Source organism: Niastella yeongjuensis (assembly GCF_900110245.1).
GTDB lineage: Bacteria > Bacteroidota > Bacteroidia > Chitinophagales > Chitinophagaceae > Niastella > Niastella yeongjuensis.
Window position 1 is genome coordinate 421,901 of record NZ_FOCZ01000003.1, and the last position, 17,167, is coordinate 439,067.

The following is a 17,167-nucleotide window of genomic DNA, read 5'->3' on the forward strand; positions in this document are numbered from 1 at the left end:
TTTATTTTAACGGAATGGCTACGTCTACCCTGCATCCTTTACCAGGAGCAGCGGTAATCGTAGCTTTTCCATTATATGTCTCAACCCTGTTTAAAATATTGGTGATACCAACGCCATTGCGGCATTGACTGGTGTTGAAACCAATGCCGTCATCTTCAATGCAAAGGAATACTCTGGCAGTTGTGTTGTGTATTTTTATTATTGCCTTTTGGGCCCTCGAGTGCCGGATGATGTTCGTTAACTGTTCCTGTATGATCCGGTAAATGGTTTCCTTGATATCATCGGGTATCAGTGCTTCGTTTAAACCATGCAGATCGAGGTATACGGGTTGTTGCTGTAGTATATTGTCAATTGTTTTTTGTAATTCTGCCTGCAAGGTTGTTTCGGCAAAACGCGGCAATACCAGGCGGTGCGATAAATTTCGAATTTCCCGGATAACAGTATCTATATTGTTTTTACATTTTTCGATAGTGCCTTTTTCTTCGTCGTAATTCTCAAGGCTGTACTCCAGTTGCAGTTTTACCGCAGCCAGTATCTGGTTAATATTATCGTGTAATTCCCTGCCCAGTTCATTTCGTTCGTTTTCCTGGGTTTTTATCATTAACTGGTTAATGGCCTTTTGCTGCGCTATGTTGGTAAAGATTACTGCATTGCTGATTTGATCGGGCAAGGCATTTTTTGGAATGTGTTTGGTACGGCTATTGGTTGGTGATTTAACAGGGCGTAATTGAACGGCCGGAGCCGGTTTTTCTGTACAGTAGTAGTGTACGTGTAAGCGATTAGTTTGGTGCATAGGGATTTTGAGATTTTAAGTGAGCATATTGCAGGATGAGGTAAGCGTGAACATGTATGTAAACCTAACGCAGGAATGCACGTTATTAATATGATTTTAATGAGGTATCGTACTTCTTTTATCAGAAGTTGTTTTAGATCAATTAACACGTAATGATGGCTGTTATTTTTATTGTAATACAGGTAAATATAAACGTAGTGTTGGTTGTAAGGTAATTTGAAAAAAGGATAAGGGTTTGCCTGTACGCTTTGCTGTATCAAGATTAGTAACCAATAGCTGCAAAAGCCAAAGCTGACCCTGTTTCGTATTCCTGATACCCGCCACAGGTTCGTAGCCCATTTCAATATGATTGAGGTAAGGTATGGACATTATAACTACACCAATAATGTAAGCCCGAACATTGTTTCAATGAATTGGCGATTTAAATAGTTAAACACTAATGCGTTTACATTTGATTAACAAATCATAAGGGGCGTGGCATGGAATTTTTGAATGTACTCCTAAAGTATAATTTATGAAAAAGTACATATTGATGTTGTGCGTAGCTTCTGCGCTTACGTTGACTACAACTACAACTTTTGCGCAGGATAAAAAGAAAACAGAAACAGCTGATTCAAAAACAAAAGTAAAACCGAATACAACAGCAGGGGATAAGGTGCATAACGCCATACACCCTAAGGATAAAAGATCACATGGAACAAAGGCAAAACATAAAAACGATGCAGGTAAAACAAAAACAGAAACACAACCTGCCCAATAAAAATCATTGAATCTTATAAAAAACAAAAGCTCCATATGGAGCTTTTGTTTTTTTGTATGTCGACGTTAAGGCTGGTTCAATTGTGTAATTATCTCTTTGTAGTAACATACCCATTGAATGAAATGGGCTGGCGGTTATTACTGTTAACAACCATCGAGGCAGAACCGTTTTCAAAGATGGTCATTAGCAGTTCCCGCGGATCTGTGCGGTCCTTGGGTGCAATACTAACATTCCAGCCGCCCTTTTTGTTTGTATTTACGGTGTATTGAAAATCGGTTGAAGTAAACTGCAAGGGGCCTTCGCTGGGGTTTAACGGAGCGGTGTAAGCCCGGCCAAAATAGGGGAGGTCGCTTACGATCGTATCTTTCGATACCCGAAAGTCATAATCCGATGTCAATTGCCGGGTGGCGCCTGCAGTAGGTAAAGCTGTCTGGGCTTTAAAAACATAATTCTGCGCTTCTACAATTCTTTTTATTTCGGCTTTCCTGTCTTTTTTCTGTGCCCAACCCAAAGCTGGCAGGCATATAAAGGCAATGATCGCCAACCAAACATGATTTTTCATACAACACACTGTTTAGTTCTATATAATGAACGACAGTGGGCTATAAATTGTTTGTTAAAAGATACAACAGGCTGTAGATCAAATAAAACTTTTAACGATCAGGCCAACCAGTATACTTAACGAGAAACTCATCAGCGTGCCGATTAAAATATATTCAGCTTCTTTACGGGCTTCGGCGCCTTTAATATCGTTAAAGCGCAGGATTGATTTGGCGGTAATTAAAAAGCCAACCCCTTCAAAATGACCGGTTATAACAAAAGTAAAGACCAGTAAACGTTCAAAAATGCCGATCCATTTACCGGCTTCGTTCAGGCTAACCGAGGAACGGATGTTTTGTTCTTCGGCTTCCCGGCGCCAGCGTTGGGTAGCGCTGGCCAGTAGTAATGATAAGGGAAAGGTAACTATCAGGTAACCGGTAGCGATGGCCCAGGCAGACTGGCTATGCAATACCCATGTCCAGTTCTTAGGTAACCAGCCACCAGGAGCAACAAACAGGCACCATAAAATAAACAGGGTAAGTATATGAAGGAACTGATCTATAATAAAATAAACGATCCCCTCTTTTTGGTTCAGTTTCCAAAGATCAATAATGTAGTGGGTGAACATAACCAGCACCGGCAGTTGCCACAGGCCCCAGCCGGGAGCAAACAGGTAAACTAAAATGCCATGGATGGCACAATGCAGGTAAAGCATCCAGGAGCGGGCTTTTAACCGTTGTTTGTGGCGTACCATGGTACGCGATTGCAGGATAAAGTCGCCTAAGAGGTGAGCGAATATCCATTGAAATAAGGTTACCATGCTTTCGAAGATAACTTAAACAGTTGGTATAACCGATTCAAACCGGTTAAGAATTTTTTGCACAACGGGCCAGCCTGCTGCCTGCAGACGCTGGTGTACCGAGGGTTGTTTAATTTTTAATTTCTTAGCAATGGAAGACTGGGTATGGTCCTGTAATTGCAGGTAAACCGCTTCGGCCTGTTGTTGGGTTAACCGTTCCAGAATGAAATTGAGGGAAGTGCTGTGCACCTGCCATTCGCTGGTGAATTCTTCATCGAAGCCGGCGATGCTGATAATATCCCCGCTTTTGGTCAATGCATCGAGATAGGGGCCCGATGCCTGAAAGGCAGATCCGTCGGAGGTGACTACCTGACCGCTTTTAAAGCTTATATCGCCAACTCCAATGGCCAGGCGGATTTTATAATTGTCCTTTATAAGACAGGTTTGTAATAACAGGGCTATTCGTAATGCGGCCAGGCGGTTGCTGGTGAGTGTTATTTGAATGCTATCGCCGCGATATTGCTGCGCCTGCATATCGGACCACTCTGCTGTGGTGTTTTTTAAGAAGTCATCCAGTAGTTGTTGTAACTTTTTTCTTGAGGCTTGTTTCAGTTGCGATGAGCCAATGATATCGCCGCTGATAACCGATGCCTTTGATATATTAGCCATAACCATCCCCGGCTTTTCACAAATATACCTCTTTTTCCCCGTTTTACATTATAGTGCTATAATACTATAATTTTAAAATATAGTACTGTAAGGCTATAATGATAAGATATAGTATATCAGTACTATACGATTACTACAAAAAAATAACCCTCCCGACATGTCGAGAGGGTTATCATATATAACTTCCTGCTGTTTTTAGTAGCGGTAGTGTTCAGGTTTGAAAGGCCCTTCTTTGGGTAAACCCAGGTAAGAAGCCTGCTCGTTGGTCAGTTCATCCAGTTCAACACCGATCTTTTTCAGGTGCAAACGGGCAACTTTTTCATCGAGGTGTTTAGGCAGAACGTACACTTTGTTTTCGTAGTTCTTGTTGTTTGTCCACAGCTCTAATTGGGCCAGCGTTTGGTTGGTAAATGAATTACTCATTACAAAGCTGGGGTGGCCGGTGGCGCAACCAAGGTTTACTAAGCGGCCTTCAGCCAGCAAAATAACATCCTTTCCATCGATGCTGTATAGGTCTACCTGAGGTTTAATGGTGTCTTTGGTATTTCCGAAGTTATTATTCAACCAGGCTACGTCAATTTCAATATCAAAGTGGCCAATGTTACAAACGATGGCTTTATCCTTCATAGCACGGAAGTGCTTTTCTGTGATCAGGTCGCGGCAGCCTGAAGCGGTAACAATGATATCAGCTTCTTTAACAGCATCGATCATCTTTTTAACTTCAAAACCATCCATAGCAGCCTGTAAAGCGCAAATAGGATCAATTTCGGTAACAATTACGCGGCAACCTGAACCAGCCAGGGAAGCAGCAGAACCTTTACCTACGTCGCCATAACCACCTACAACAGCTACTTTACCAGCCAGCATAACATCGGTAGCGCGGCGGATAGCATCTACCAGGCTTTCTTTACAACCGTATTTGTTGTCGAATTTAGACTTGGTAACAGAGTCGTTTACGTTGATGGCAGGAATTGGTAATGTGCCTTTTGCCATTCTTTCGTACAGGCGGTGAACACCGGTAGTGGTTTCTTCACTCAAGCCTTTGATGTGCTGAACCAGCTCAGGGTATTTATCGAACACGATGTTGGTAAGGTCACCACCATCATCGAGGATCATATTCAATGGACGATCGGCGCCACCAAAGAACAATGTTTGCTCAATACACCAGTCAGCTTCTTCCAGCGTTTGGCCTTTCCAGGCATATACGCCAATACCGGCAGCAGCAATAGCAGCAGCGGCATGGTCCTGGGTAGAGAAGATATTACAAGAGCTCCATTTCACCTCTGCGCCTAAGGCGATCAGGGTTTCAATAAGCACCGCCGTTTGAATGGTCATGTGTAAGCAACCTGCAATGCGGGCACCTTTCAATGGTTGTGAGGCACCATATTCAGCACGTAACGCCATCAAACCCGGCATTTCTGCTTCTGCAAGGCGAATTTCTTTACGACCCCATTCTGCAAGGCTGATATCTTTTACCTTATAGGGAAGAGAAAAATCAATGTTTTTGGTGATAGTAGACATATCTGATTGAATGTTTATTTCGGCCGCAAAACTACAATTAAAGTATGAAACTCAATACAAATCCCCAATATTAAGGAAAGGTTGCGGGTTTGGGCCGTCTGTTATAACTAAGTATTTTAAACCATCTTTTTGGTGAGATCGGCTACGGTTTTCTTTTCCAGAATGCGCAAATTGGCATCCCGTACCAGCACCATCATGTCGTGCAATCCGCACTGCTTTTCATCGCAGTTTTTACATCGTTCATAGAAGTAAAGACTTACGCAGGGCAGCATGGCTATGGGCCCGTCTATTAGTCGAACAATTTTAGCCAGGGGAATATCCTTGGGCGATACTTTGAAGAAATATCCGCCGCCTTTTCCCTTCTTGCTTTCGAGAACACCGGCTTTTTTCAGTTCCAACAATATGTTTTCCAGAAACTTGAGGGGGATCCGCTTCTTCTTTGATATTTCGGCGATAAGAATGGGTTCGTTATCTTTTTTATCAGCCATATACATCAAGGCCTTAAAGGCATACTGGGCTTTCTTGGATAGCATGTATTTTCTTATTTAACACGTAAAGTCGCCTGGTGTTTAAACCAGGTTTATAAGGCCGTAAGATAAAATAATTTATTTATCCTCCACTATCTTAAATGGGGCGGTGTATAAGTCCCTGTTAATCCCGCAGGACAGGCCCAAAACCGGCCCCGGGTGCCCTTATCTTATTATCACCAGTTTGTGGTTGTAAGCATACTTTATAAGCCCTATTACGCTGTTTGTTTTGGTTTTACGGAAGATGTTCTTGCGATGGGTTTCCACTGTTCGTTCGCTTATGAACAGCCTTTCGGCTATCTGCTTATTGCTGTATTCCTGTTCTATCAGGCGAATGACTTCCAGCTCCCGGCCGGTAAGGTGGGAAGGCTCGGGGGCAATTTTTCTGAGGCGGACAGTAGGATTAGGCATTTCTTTCAGCGTTTTATCGGTTGAGTAAATTTTCTCTATCATGCTTTCCAATGCTTTGGTTATGCTGTGTTTATCATTGCTTTTTAATATAAATCCCGCTATGGATCCTTCTTCTATCATTGTGCTCACTATGTTATTCTGCCCTTTTTCAAACAAGGCCACCATTTTTATCCTGGGAAACAACTCTTTCACTTTATGGGTCAGCTCGTACCCCGTGCGGTATAACATGGTTATATCGGCAAACAGAATGTCAACAGGCGTACAGGCCATTTGTCGAAGCAACTCACTGGGATTGGTGGTAATGATAACAGCTTTAAAATATTCATGTTTATGTAACAGGGATAACAATCCGTCGATAACCGTCTGGTGATCTTCTGCAATAGCCATGCGAATTTTTTTTCGTTTCATGTCTGGCAGGTTAAACATTCAGATACTCGCACGCAGGCATCCCTACCTCAGGCCCTGATAGACAGTTGTATCAAATCTTCTGCCACTGCCTGTAAAAAAAGCGACCTGGCTGCAAAAGAGGCTAAAAACAAAATGGGTGAAGGTGGACCGGATGTATTTCCAGATCCGGAGTGTGGGAAGGCAGGACAGGTATAACAAGGATCAATCGGTTTGAGACAGTTCATGAAGCAGTAGTTTTGTAAATCTTACCATAATTTACTTAATTACCCTACAGAAATGTTCAATCTCAATAAATATTGAGCAATATCAAATTTTGTATTGGACAGATAGTGATAAAGATGGGTTGTAATGAAATGTTATCCTGGTTGTTTTTTATGATCATTCCGGTCTTAACAAACTTTCATAAGGAACAATGGCAGTAAAAAGATGGCTTTATCGGTATAAAAGCAAATAACCCCATAGGAGTGGGGTTATTTATGTATATGATATATTTCAATTATTTGTGTGTTCTTACAATCCTAACACATCGCTCATGGTATAAATGCCTTTTTTATTTTGAAGGAATTCTGCAGCCAGTACGGCGCCGGAAGCAAAGCCCTTGCGGTTATGAGCGGTATGTTTTATTTCAATATCGTCAATGTCGGATTTATAAACGATTGTATGTGTGCCGGGGGCCGGATCTTGCCGTTCGCTGATGATCTCCAGTTCAGCCTGGTTATTGGTAGTCTCATTCACCCATTTTTTCTTTTGTTTGAATGAACTCATAATGCCTTCGGCCAGTGTAATAGCGGTACCGCTGGGCGCATCTTTCTTTTGGGTGTGGTGAAGCTCGGTAATAGAAACCTGGTATTCAGGATGAGGAGCTACCAGCTCTGCCAGCTTTTTATTGATGGCGAAGAAAATGTTTACGCCTACACTGAAGTTGCTGGAATATAACAGGGCTCCATTATTTTGGGTGCAATGTGTTTTAGCTTCATTAAATCGTTGTAACCAGCCTGTAGAACCACTTACAACCGGTACACCTGCATCCAGGCATTTGATCACATTGTCAAAAGCTACTTCCGGACCGGTAAATTCAATAGCAACATCAGCCTTCTTTATATTTTCGATGGTATTATCCCCGATGTTTTCAAAGCCTACTTTTAGAACTATTTCATGGCCACGTTGCACAGCGATTTCCTCAATGGCATGGCCCATTTTACCGTATCCGATTAAAGCTATTTTCATCTCTTTGAAGTTAGTTGAATGCGAAACATTTACAGGGGTGCAAAGTTATCGCTTTTCGGCGATTATCTATCGGCAAACTTGAAAACCAGCGCTATACCAATGCTTTGGGGCGATGTAATGGCCGGTTTTATTTGCATGGTGAGGTTGTCGTTTACATTGAATCCTTTCAGGTGGGCGTCAACCGTGGCATCCACAACATTCAACCCCCATAACAGCAGGGTGAATAAAATGGAATAATCCATGTCTTTCCGGTATTCGTTCCGATAGTTGGTAAGTGAGTTTATTGACTGGTGGTCGACAAGGTATTGCAATTTGGGATCAACCTGGTCATACGCTGCCTGGTAACCGGGGTCATTTTTATCAAGCTCGGCAACTGTTATCGCATATTGGATATCGCGATAAATGCCTCTGTTATAGAAGTAGGAATAAATTGGAATACCTACAGCAGCCCACGCCAGCGGAATTTTCCAGTATTTTTTGTTGTAAGCCTGGCCAAGACCGGGAACAACGGCCGACAAAATAGCCGCCTTACGTGGTTCGTAAACGCGCTTACCAGTTGAATCGTATTTATACACCCAGTTGCTCTTCTTCACCTTTGTACTGGTTACCACGTTTCCCGCGGTATCTTTTACAATAAGGGTGTCTTTATGCTGAGACAATGCCAGCATGGGTATACATAGGATAAGCGCAATAACGAAGAAAATAGGTTTCATGCAGGCGAACTTAAGCCGAGACACCGATTTGATCTAATATCTTATTCAGTTCCTGGATAGAATAGTATTCGATCGAAATAGCTCCGTGTCCGTTTTTATTATGATTTAATCTAACCTTGGTACTGAAATGCGTTGCTAAGTTATCCTCTATTTTTTTATAAGCTGGAGGGAGTGAGCTTTTTACCGATTCTTTAACGCCGGCAGCAGTACCACTCTTGTACATTTTTCTAACCAGGTCTTCTGTTTGTCTTACAGACAAACTACGGCTTCTGATCTCGTTGTAAATGAATAATTGTTTATCTACTGTGTCTACATTGATCAATGCGCGGGCATGGCCCATGCTGATCTCGTTTTTGCGCACAGCTACCTGAATATCCGGGGGTAATTTAAGGAGGCGAATGTAGTTGGCAACGGTACTTCTTTCCTTACCCATACGTTCTGCTACCTGTTCCTGGGTATGGTTCAGTTCTTCCATCATGCGTTTGTAGCTCAAAGCTATTTCAACGGCATTCAGGTCTTCACGTTGCAGGTTTTCGAGCAGGGCCAGTTCCAGCAGCTCCTGGTCATTAGCCTGACGAATATAGGCCGGTACATCAACCAACCCGGCAATTTTAGAAGCGCGCCACCGGCGTTCACCCGAAATAAGGCGGTATTTGCCGCTGGCCATTTGGGAAACGGTGATGGGTTGCACAATGTCGTGCAGCTTTATTGAAGAAGCCAGTTCCTGCAAAGCCTGTTCGTCAAAGTCATGACGGGGCTGCCGTGGGTTTGGCTCAATTTGATCGATGGGGATGCGGGATATGGCAACAACATTTTCAGCAACGTCTTTTTTCAAATTGCCAGCCGCATTTTTCAGATCAGAATCGATATTCTGCAACAGGGAACGAATTCCCTTACCCAGCGCGTCTTTATTTTGTTTGGGGTTGGTCATTGATTGTATATGGTTTTTTGTTTTGGATCATGTCAATCCCACCACCTGGCGGGACCTATGCCACCTCATTATTCTAATATCCGCTCTTCCTGCTTGATCTTCGTCATGTCGTTCTTTTGCAGGATCTCCTTGGCCAGGTTCAGATAGTTGACAGCCCCTTTACTTTGACCATCATACAAAATAACCGGTTTTCCAACGCTGGGCGCCTCGCTGATGCGGGCATTGCGGTGGATGATTGTATCAAACACCATCTCATCAAAGTGCTTGCGCACCTCATTTACCACCTGTGTGCACAGGCGTAAACGGCCGTCGTACATGGTCATCAGGATCCCTTCAATGGCCAGATCAGGATTTAAACGGCTTTGAACAATCTTAATTGTGTTTAATAATTTGCCAAGACCTTCCAATGCAAAAAATTCTGCCTGTACCGGAACCATTACCGAATCTGCTGCGGTCAATGCGTTCACAGTTATCAAACCCAGTGAAGGGGAACAGTCGATGATAATAAAATCGTACTGATCTTTCACCGGCTCCAATATGTTTTTTAATACACCTTCCCGGTTGGGATAATTGATCATCTCAATTTCAGCACCTACCAGGTCAATGTGCGACGGAATGATATCCAGGTTCGGTATTTCTGACTTCAGAATTACGTCCTTACCCGGGGTACTGTTTACCATGCAGTCGTACAAGCTCGTTTGAATATTGTGCAGATCAAAACCTACACCGCTGGTACTATTGGCCTGCGGATCGGCATCTACCAATAATGTTTTGAACTCCAGAACGGCCAGGCTGGCCGCCAGGTTGATGGCGGAAGTAGTTTTCCCAACTCCCCCTTTTTGATTGGCTACTCCAATTACTCGGGCCATAGTGATTAATTACATTCCTACCTGCCTGGGCAGGTCATTGGATTTTTTAAATTGGTTTCACTTAATTAGGCGCTGCACCTCGTAAAAACACGAAAAATCAGCACGGCCCTTTCGTCTTTTCCGGTATTTAAACCGTAGAAAGGGCAAAATTCGGTGACAATATACTTATTTACCGCATTCAATACAGTCTGCAAACCCGATAGTGAATAAAATTGTATTAAACTCCCCAATAAAAAGCATCCCCCAAAAAATGGAGGATGCCCAAATTGGAACGCAAAATTATTACATTAGGCTTATTATCAGCATTTAATGTTTTAATATTTTACAAGCCGTTGTTTTTCCGTGTTTTGGGTGAGAAAAATACCGGAAAATTACTTTGCCTTACCGGGTAAAACCCTTCTGGTTTTTCATATCCACGGTCTCTCCAATCTTTGGTAAATGCAACACACAGCTGGTATCGGCAAAAGCCTTTTTGGCGGCAGCCTGGTCAATTTTAATATAGCCAAACGTGTCGTAATGTACACCAATGATCTGCTGGCATTTGATCATGGCGGCGCAACGAACGGCATCTTCCACGTCCATGGTAAAGTTGGAACCGATGGGCAGCACCGCAAAATTCAACTCAGCCCAGGTAGGCACCAGTTGCATATCGAGTGTAAGCGCTGTATCGCCGCTGTAATAGAAATTGCCGGCTTCGGAAGTAACAATAAAGCCAACGGGATTACCGCCGTAAGAGCCGTCTGGTAAGCCTGAGGAGTGCTGGGCCACTACCATTTTCACGGCAAAGTCGCCAAAGTTCCATTTACCACCGGTATTCATGGGGTGCACATTGGTTACCCCCTGTTTGCCCAGCCATTCGTAAATTTCGTAATTGCACACCACTTTGGCACCGGTGCGTTTGGCAATGCTCACCAGGTCGGCAGTATGATCGGCATGGCCATGCGAAACCAGTATGTAATCGGCTTCCACGGTATCGGCATTTACCACTTTATTGGCTAATTCATTGGGTGTAATAAATGGATCGAATAACAGTTTTGTACCTTTGATCTCAACTGAAAAGCAGGAGTGTCCGTAAAAAGTAAAATTCATGTAGTAATTTTTTGTTCTGTGTTTTAAGTTCTTTGTTCTGAGTTTGCAAACATACAAACTATGAACCCAGAACGGAGAACTAAGAACTTTATCCCAACGTTATTAATACAATGAGTGACATCTATACCATCGTTTCCGGAACCAACAGACCCGGAAGTAATACCGAAAAAGTTGCCCGCCATTATCAACAGGTCTTAAAATCAAAGAACATTACCCCAAATTTCCTAAGCCTGGAAGGCTGGAAGTATATTGATAAAACCCCTGAGTTCATACAGCTGGAAAACGACATTTTAGTTCCCACCAATAAATTCATTTTCATTGTTCCTGAATACAACGGCAGCATCCCCGGCGTGCTAAAGCTCATGTTCGATATTTCAGACTACAAAAAAACATGGTGGGGCAAAAAGGCCCTGCTCACCGGCGTGGCCACCGGCCGGGGCGGCAATTTGCGCGGGCTGGAGCATTTAACAAGTATTTTACATTATCTGCGGGTTGTGGTTCATCCCAATAAACTGCCTATTTCACTGGTACATAATCTTATGGATGGCAGCACCGGCGATTTTCATGATGCCGGCACTTTGAAGGCTATCGATATGCAGGTGGAAGAATTTTTACAATTTTAGTTAAGGTGGTTCGTCAACCTATTTAAGACAATGAAGTAAGAGGTAAGAAGTAAGAAATACAGTCGTGAGCTACGAAACTCAGGTTCTTCTTACATCGTATTTCCTACTTCATATTCCTGTTAACCAAAAATTCGGGGTTAAACGGCACTTCATTAAGAAACATTAGTAACTATTTATCGACAATCATGCGTAATTCAGGTTTTTTCTTTTTTCTGCTGGGTATAATGGCCCTGCTGGATATATATGTTTTCCAGGTGTTGCAGGTAGTATTGCCTACTTCTTCAAAGGCCCGACTGGCCATCACAATAGGCTACTGGATCATTTCCATTTCAGCATTGTTATACGTATTTACCTATCCCTATGTAAATCACGACAACTGGCCCCGCTGGGCAGTTACTTATTCGCGGGCCCTCGTATTTGGGCTCATCATTTCTAAATTATTAGCGTCCCTGTTTTTTGCGGTGGATGATATTCGCCGGGCAGGCACCTGGTTAATTGGGAAGATCGGACAAAAACCAATTGACGCTGCCCAAAATGGGGCGGGAATTACCCGTTCCGTTTTTCTGAGTTGGCTGGGCCTGGCTGTGGGTGGAACCGTTTTCAGCACCCTGGTGTATGGCTTTGGCAATAAATACCGCTACCAGGTAAATCGCCTGCGTATGAGCTTTAAAAACCTGCCGGCTGCGTTTAAAGGCATGTGCATAGTGCATATCTCCGACATTCACAGCGGCAGCTTTACCGATAAGGAAGCCGTTGAAAAAGGCATTAAAAAGATCCTGAAAGAAAAACCCGATCTGATCCTGTTTACCGGCGACCTGGTAAATGACCGCGCTTCCGAAATGAAGGATTATATGGACGTGTTCAACAAGCTGAACGCGCCGCTGGGTGTGTATTCAACGCTGGGTAACCACGACTATGGCGATTATGTTCAGTGGGAAAGCCTGGAGGCCAAAAAGGAGAACCTGGAACAGTTGAAACAGGTTCATAAAAACATGGGCTGGCGCCTGCTGATGAATGAACATGTGGTGCTGGAAAAAGGCGGCGATCGCATTGCGCTGTTAGGCATCGAGAACTGGGGCGCCAAAGGCAATTTCAGCAAGTATGGTAAAATGGAAGACGCCTATCCCGGTTCTGAACAATACCCCTTTAAAATACTCATGAGCCATGATCCCAGCCATTGGGATGCAGAAGTGCGCACCAAATACGGCGATATCGATCTTACCCTGGCCGGTCACACCCACGGGATGCAATTCGGGCTGGAAGTGCCCGGTTTTAAATGGAGCCCGGTTCAGTATATGTACAAACAATGGGCTGGTTTATATGAAGCCGGTGACCAGAAATTATATGTGAACCGCGGTTTTGGCTTTCTCGGTTATCCTGGCCGGGTAGGTATTCTGCCTGAAATTACTTTGATTGAGTTGGGATAAAGTTGACAGTTCCCCATTCACGATGCGCGTCGAATGGCATCAGACTTCAGGTGTATTACCTGAGTATTACCTGAGTATTGCCTGAGTATTGCCTGAGTATTGCCTTTCGCACCAGGCGGTTTCTGTAGGGGCCCCAGGCAATTCAGATACTATACCCAGGCCATTTCCCTACCATAACATTACTCTAACACTACCATTAGGTGGCAATCAAGGCCACTCACCATAAAGAAATGACTGCCGGTTTTACCCGGCAGTCATTTTTTGTAAGCCCTTTTTTTTAAGGGCTTCAGAAGAAGCTGCATGTCGCGCCATGCGAATTACTGTAAAAGGTAACCCGTGCTTTGGGCCGGGTACGGATTTCAATACAGGTTACGGATCTGAATGATCTTTGAAACTAAGTTTGGTTGTTGCTACAAGGCAGGGTAAAAATAAGAGACCAGCTAAAATGCTATTTGCTACTTTACGGTTTGGGTTGTTATAGATGAAAAGCTTTTACGAGCGGCGGGCCAGCGTAAATCCATCTTAGCCAGTCTCCTTTCAGAAAACTAAATCAGACCTTGACCATGAACTCATTAGGATTGTATGATTTTTAAATCATAACAGGGTAAAAGGACAAGGAAATTCTACGATGTTAGGGATTAGGGGAAAAACTATTGTGAAACAAGTTGAACGCTAATTATTTCAAGGGTTGTTCGTAGGGCTTTTTGTGTTGACGATATAAATTTACGTTGCCAACGCCTTCTTTATGGGGCAGATTCGATGAACAAGGCAAACATATAGCCGAATGACCGGAAATTTACGGTGAGCGGGTACCGGGGTTTGGTTGCTGTTTTTACGGTGAATTTTTAGAAAACTTTGGCGTTCAATAGTTGATTTACTTCCTGTAACAACAGGTGTTTGTAGTCGTGCAGTTTGTCGAACTCGGTGGAAAGGGTGGCAGCTGCAATATGCCGGGTGGCCAGTTTTTCCAGCTTTTCCAGTTGTTGAAAGAAAGGCGTGTTTTTACCCAGAATGGAAACGGTTGATTGAATATGATGGGCGAGCGAAGCCACCTGTTGGATGTTTTTTTGATCTATGGCATTTTTAAGGGATTCCATTTCACCGGGGAATTGCTTCAGGAACTGTTTTACGATGGTTTTTAAGAACTCACCATTGCCCATCACCAAATCTTCTAAAAAGTTCAGATCGATGTAATGCAGTTCGTTTTTAAGCGATTCAAGGTTGGAGTCGCGGTTGTCATCGAGGTACTTTTTCAGCAGGGAATACAGTTCCTTTTCGTGAATGGGTTTTGAAATATAATCGTTCATGCCATAGCTTAAACATTTTTCCCGTTCACCGGCCAGTGCATGCGCCGTCATGGCAATAATGGGAAGATCGCTTTTCAGGTCTTTTCGAATAGCCTGTGCGGTGGCATAACCATCCATCAGCGGCATTTGAATATCCAGCAACACCAGGTTGAAGGAGGCGTCTTGTAACCATTCAATGGCTTTGGCGCCATTATCGGCCAACTGGTAATTCACCTTCCAGCTTTCGAACGTGAATTTTATCAACAGCTGGTTCATGGAATTGTCTTCCACTACCAGAATATGGGCATGGGGGAAAGCACCGGCGGTGATAGCTGTTTTGTCGCTTAGGGCTGCAGGCAGGGTTTCGCCAATGGGTACCAGTGAATAGGCAATGTCGAATATAAACTCAGTGCCTTTGCCCTGTTCGCTTTCCACAGTGATGTTTCCGGCCTGAAGCTGTACCAGGCTCCTTACAATGGAAAGGCCCAAACCGGTTCCGCCATATTTACGTGTGGTATCGGTTTCTCCCTGTTGAAATCGTTCAAAAATGGGTTCCAGTTTGTTGGCAGGAATGCCAATGCCGCTGTCTTTAACCGAAAACCGTAAACGCACCACTTCCTGGTTTTGTGTAAGGGAAGTGATGTTGATGGCGATGCCGCCTTTTTGTGTAAACTTGATGGCATTGCTGATGAGGTTCACCAGTATTTGTGTAAGCCGCACTGCATCGCCGGTAAGTGTATCGGGAATATTGTCCTGAATGTGAAGCGAAAAAGAAAGGTTCTTCTCCCGGGCCTTGTGATAGAACATAGTCTCAATAGAATTGCAAAGGCCGTGGATACTGAATGGATTGCTTTCAATGCGCAACATACCGGCTTCTATTTTGGAAATATCCAGGATGTCGTTGATGATAGTAAGCAGGTTCTCACTGGCCGATTGTATCAGGTTAACAAACTGTTGTTGTTCCTCTGTCATCGTTGTTTTTTGTATCAGGTTGGTAAAGCCGATGACCGAGTTGATAGGCGTTCTGATCTCATGGCTCATATTGGCGAGAAACTGTTCTTTTACATTGGCCGATTCAATGGTTTGTCGCCGTGCTTCTTTTAAAGCCTGTATCAGTTTATGTTGTTGTAGAATGTGGCGAATAACCAGTAAGGATAAGATCACAATGCCCGAAAGGCCAAGTATGGTTAATAAGCGGCTGATGATTAAGACATAGAAGGTGCGTTTTCTGTTCTGCGCAATACCGGCCTGCAACTGATCGTACAGGTCTTTTTCCAGTTGCATGGAAAGATCGGTAATACTGTCACGGAGAATGGTGCCGGCCTTGCTGGAAATTCTTTTTTCGGCCTGCACTTTACCAAAGCGGGCATATACATCGATGATCTCATTGTTGGTTAAGATCCTTTTTTCAATAAGCGAAGCCAGGCGGGTGAAGGAAGACTGATTATACTGGTTCATGGAAGCTTTTTGCAAGCCTTCCAGTTCCTGTTGTAATAAATTAAGTGTATCCTGAACGCCAACAATGAAATTACTATCACCGGTAATAACAAAGCCACGTACCCGGCTTTCGGTAAGTATAACATTCTTGACGATGTTCTGCAACTTGTTGTGCAAATGAAAAGACTCGACGGCTTCACGGCTGGCAGAGCGGGATTTACTGATGATCCGCTCGGTGTTGAATTGAAGAATAATGCCAGCAGCAATAAAGGCCACCGAAAACGCTATGCTGTAGAGTATAAGCCTGTTAGGTTTTATGTTTCTTTTCATGGTAACTGATGCTACCTCAGTAAGCTGCCTTAACCATGGGAACGGATGCGTTGCTAACTTAATCAATGTAGTGGACCGTTAGTTATCCACATTGTTACTGCAATTTAATTATAATAACTTTATTTTCTGTATCAATTTAGCGCGATAACTTTCGGCAACGGGTATAGGGGTGTTGATAATATTTACAGCGCCATCTTCAATAGAATCTATCTTGTCGAGGGAGATGATATAACTACGATGAACACGCATCAACCGGGCTGAGTTGATCTTTTCTTCCACTGCTTTAAGCGTAGTATGTACAATATGCCATTGGGCTTCGGTTCTGATCTTTACATAATCACCCATGGCCTCGATCCATAATATTTCTTCGAGCCGTAATTTTTTCAGCAGGTTATTGTCCCTGATAAAAATATATTCATCGGGAGCGGCTGTTATTTCCTCTTCATTGCGGGATAATATATCCTGCACTTTATCTATGGCCTGCAGTAGGCGGGGCAAATTCACCGGTTTTATGAGGTAATCAACCACATTCAGGTCAAATGCTTCCACCGCATAATCCTTTTTTGAAGTGGTGAGAATGGCCAGGGTTTGTTTGGGTAATATTTTCAACAGGTCGATACCGGTCATTCCCGGCATTTCTATATCTAAAAAAACCAAATCAGGCGGATTGGCCGTAATATTGCGATGGGCTTCAATGGCATCTTTACATTCGCCGGTAATCCGCAGCCTTCCGGTTTGTAGCGCCTGTTGGTGTAAAGTAAGCCTCGACAAGTCGTTATCGTCCACTATCAAACAGGTTATCATAGT

17 protein-coding genes are annotated in these 17,167 nt (G+C 43.5%); 3 read left to right on the forward strand and 14 right to left on the reverse strand.

Features of this window, described 5'->3' with window-relative positions; translation table 11 throughout:
• Position 1 precedes the first annotated feature (1 nt).
• The gene (locus BMX95_RS10180) at positions 2-793 is read right to left on the reverse strand and encodes a sensor histidine kinase (protein WP_081204347.1); all 792 of its coding nucleotides are present in this window, start codon (positions 791-793) and stop codon (positions 2-4) included.
• A 514-nt stretch (positions 794-1,307) separates the two neighbouring features.
• Here BMX95_RS10180 and BMX95_RS10185 point away from each other — a divergent pair.
• The gene (locus tag BMX95_RS10185) at positions 1,308-1,553 is read left to right on the forward strand and encodes a hypothetical protein (protein ID WP_081204348.1); all 246 of its coding nucleotides are present in this window, start codon (positions 1,308-1,310) and stop codon (positions 1,551-1,553) included.
• An 88-nt stretch (positions 1,554-1,641) separates the two neighbouring features.
• Here BMX95_RS10185 and BMX95_RS10190 read toward each other — a convergent pair whose 3' ends face one another.
• The 11 genes from BMX95_RS10190 to BMX95_RS10240 form a co-directional block, all read right to left on the reverse strand.
• Entirely contained in the window at positions 1,642-2,115 is a 474-nt protein-coding gene (locus BMX95_RS10190) for a DUF4251 domain-containing protein (protein ID WP_081204349.1), read from the reverse strand.
• Between the two features lie 78 nt (positions 2,116-2,193).
• Positions 2,194-2,913, reverse strand: coding sequence for a DUF3307 domain-containing protein (locus BMX95_RS10195; RefSeq protein WP_081204350.1), 720 nt, complete (start codon positions 2,911-2,913; stop codon positions 2,194-2,196).
• Between the two features lie 15 nt (positions 2,914-2,928).
• On the reverse strand, positions 2,929-3,561 hold the full coding sequence (locus BMX95_RS10200; protein WP_133054079.1) for a sigma-70 region 4 domain-containing protein: 633 nt from the start codon (positions 3,559-3,561) through the stop codon (positions 2,929-2,931).
• Between the two features lie 195 nt (positions 3,562-3,756).
• Positions 3,757-5,082 carry an adenosylhomocysteinase gene (gene ahcY / locus BMX95_RS10205; RefSeq protein ID WP_081204352.1) on the reverse strand — a complete coding sequence of 442 codons (1,326 nt, stop codon included), beginning with the start codon at positions 5,080-5,082 and terminating at the stop codon, positions 3,757-3,759.
• A gap of 116 nt (positions 5,083-5,198) precedes the next feature.
• The gene (locus BMX95_RS10210; protein ID WP_081204353.1) at positions 5,199-5,615 is read right to left on the reverse strand and encodes an RrF2 family transcriptional regulator; all 417 of its coding nucleotides are present in this window, start codon (positions 5,613-5,615) and stop codon (positions 5,199-5,201) included.
• 159 nt (positions 5,616-5,774) lie between these two features.
• Positions 5,775-6,428, reverse strand: a complete 654-nt coding sequence (locus BMX95_RS10215) for a response regulator transcription factor (RefSeq protein ID WP_165759106.1) — start codon at positions 6,426-6,428, stop codon at positions 5,775-5,777.
• Between the two features lie 510 nt (positions 6,429-6,938).
• Positions 6,939-7,655: a 4-hydroxy-tetrahydrodipicolinate reductase gene (gene dapB, locus BMX95_RS10220; protein WP_081204355.1), complete on the reverse strand. Its 717-nt coding sequence runs from the start codon at positions 7,653-7,655 to the stop codon at positions 6,939-6,941.
• Between the two features lie 62 nt (positions 7,656-7,717).
• Positions 7,718-8,368, reverse strand: a complete 651-nt coding sequence (locus BMX95_RS10225; protein ID WP_133054080.1) for a DUF5683 domain-containing protein — start codon at positions 8,366-8,368, stop codon at positions 7,718-7,720.
• A gap of 10 nt (positions 8,369-8,378) precedes the next feature.
• The gene (locus tag BMX95_RS10230) at positions 8,379-9,299 is read right to left on the reverse strand and encodes a ParB/RepB/Spo0J family partition protein (protein WP_081204357.1); all 921 of its coding nucleotides are present in this window, start codon (positions 9,297-9,299) and stop codon (positions 8,379-8,381) included.
• 68 nt (positions 9,300-9,367) lie between these two features.
• Entirely contained in the window at positions 9,368-10,168 is an 801-nt protein-coding gene (locus tag BMX95_RS10235; RefSeq protein WP_081204358.1) for a ParA family protein, read from the reverse strand.
• Between the two features lie 381 nt (positions 10,169-10,549).
• Positions 10,550-11,257 carry a metal-dependent hydrolase gene (locus tag BMX95_RS10240; RefSeq protein ID WP_081204359.1) on the reverse strand — a complete coding sequence of 236 codons (708 nt, stop codon included), beginning with the start codon at positions 11,255-11,257 and terminating at the stop codon, positions 10,550-10,552.
• Positions 11,258-11,367: 110 nt separating this feature from the next.
• Between BMX95_RS10240 and BMX95_RS10245 the strand changes: the two genes are divergently transcribed.
• Together BMX95_RS10245 and BMX95_RS10250 are read left to right on the forward strand one after the other, a co-directional pair.
• The gene (locus BMX95_RS10245) at positions 11,368-11,880 is read left to right on the forward strand and encodes an NADPH-dependent FMN reductase (RefSeq protein ID WP_081204360.1); all 513 of its coding nucleotides are present in this window, start codon (positions 11,368-11,370) and stop codon (positions 11,878-11,880) included.
• A 185-nt stretch (positions 11,881-12,065) separates the two neighbouring features.
• Positions 12,066-13,307 carry a metallophosphoesterase gene (locus BMX95_RS10250; protein ID WP_081204361.1) on the forward strand — a complete coding sequence of 414 codons (1,242 nt, stop codon included), beginning with the start codon at positions 12,066-12,068 and terminating at the stop codon, positions 13,305-13,307.
• An 845-nt stretch (positions 13,308-14,152) separates the two neighbouring features.
• Here BMX95_RS10250 and BMX95_RS10255 read toward each other — a convergent pair.
• Both BMX95_RS10255 and BMX95_RS10260 read right to left on the reverse strand, forming a co-directional pair.
• Positions 14,153-16,360 (reverse strand): ATP-binding protein, encoded by a 2,208-nt coding sequence (locus BMX95_RS10255; protein ID WP_081204362.1) that lies wholly within the window; start codon positions 16,358-16,360, stop codon positions 14,153-14,155.
• Between the two features lie 108 nt (positions 16,361-16,468).
• Positions 16,469-17,164: a LytR/AlgR family response regulator transcription factor gene (locus tag BMX95_RS10260; protein WP_242673258.1), complete on the reverse strand. Its 696-nt coding sequence runs from the start codon at positions 17,162-17,164 to the stop codon at positions 16,469-16,471.
• Between the last annotated feature and the right edge of the window lie 3 nt (positions 17,165-17,167).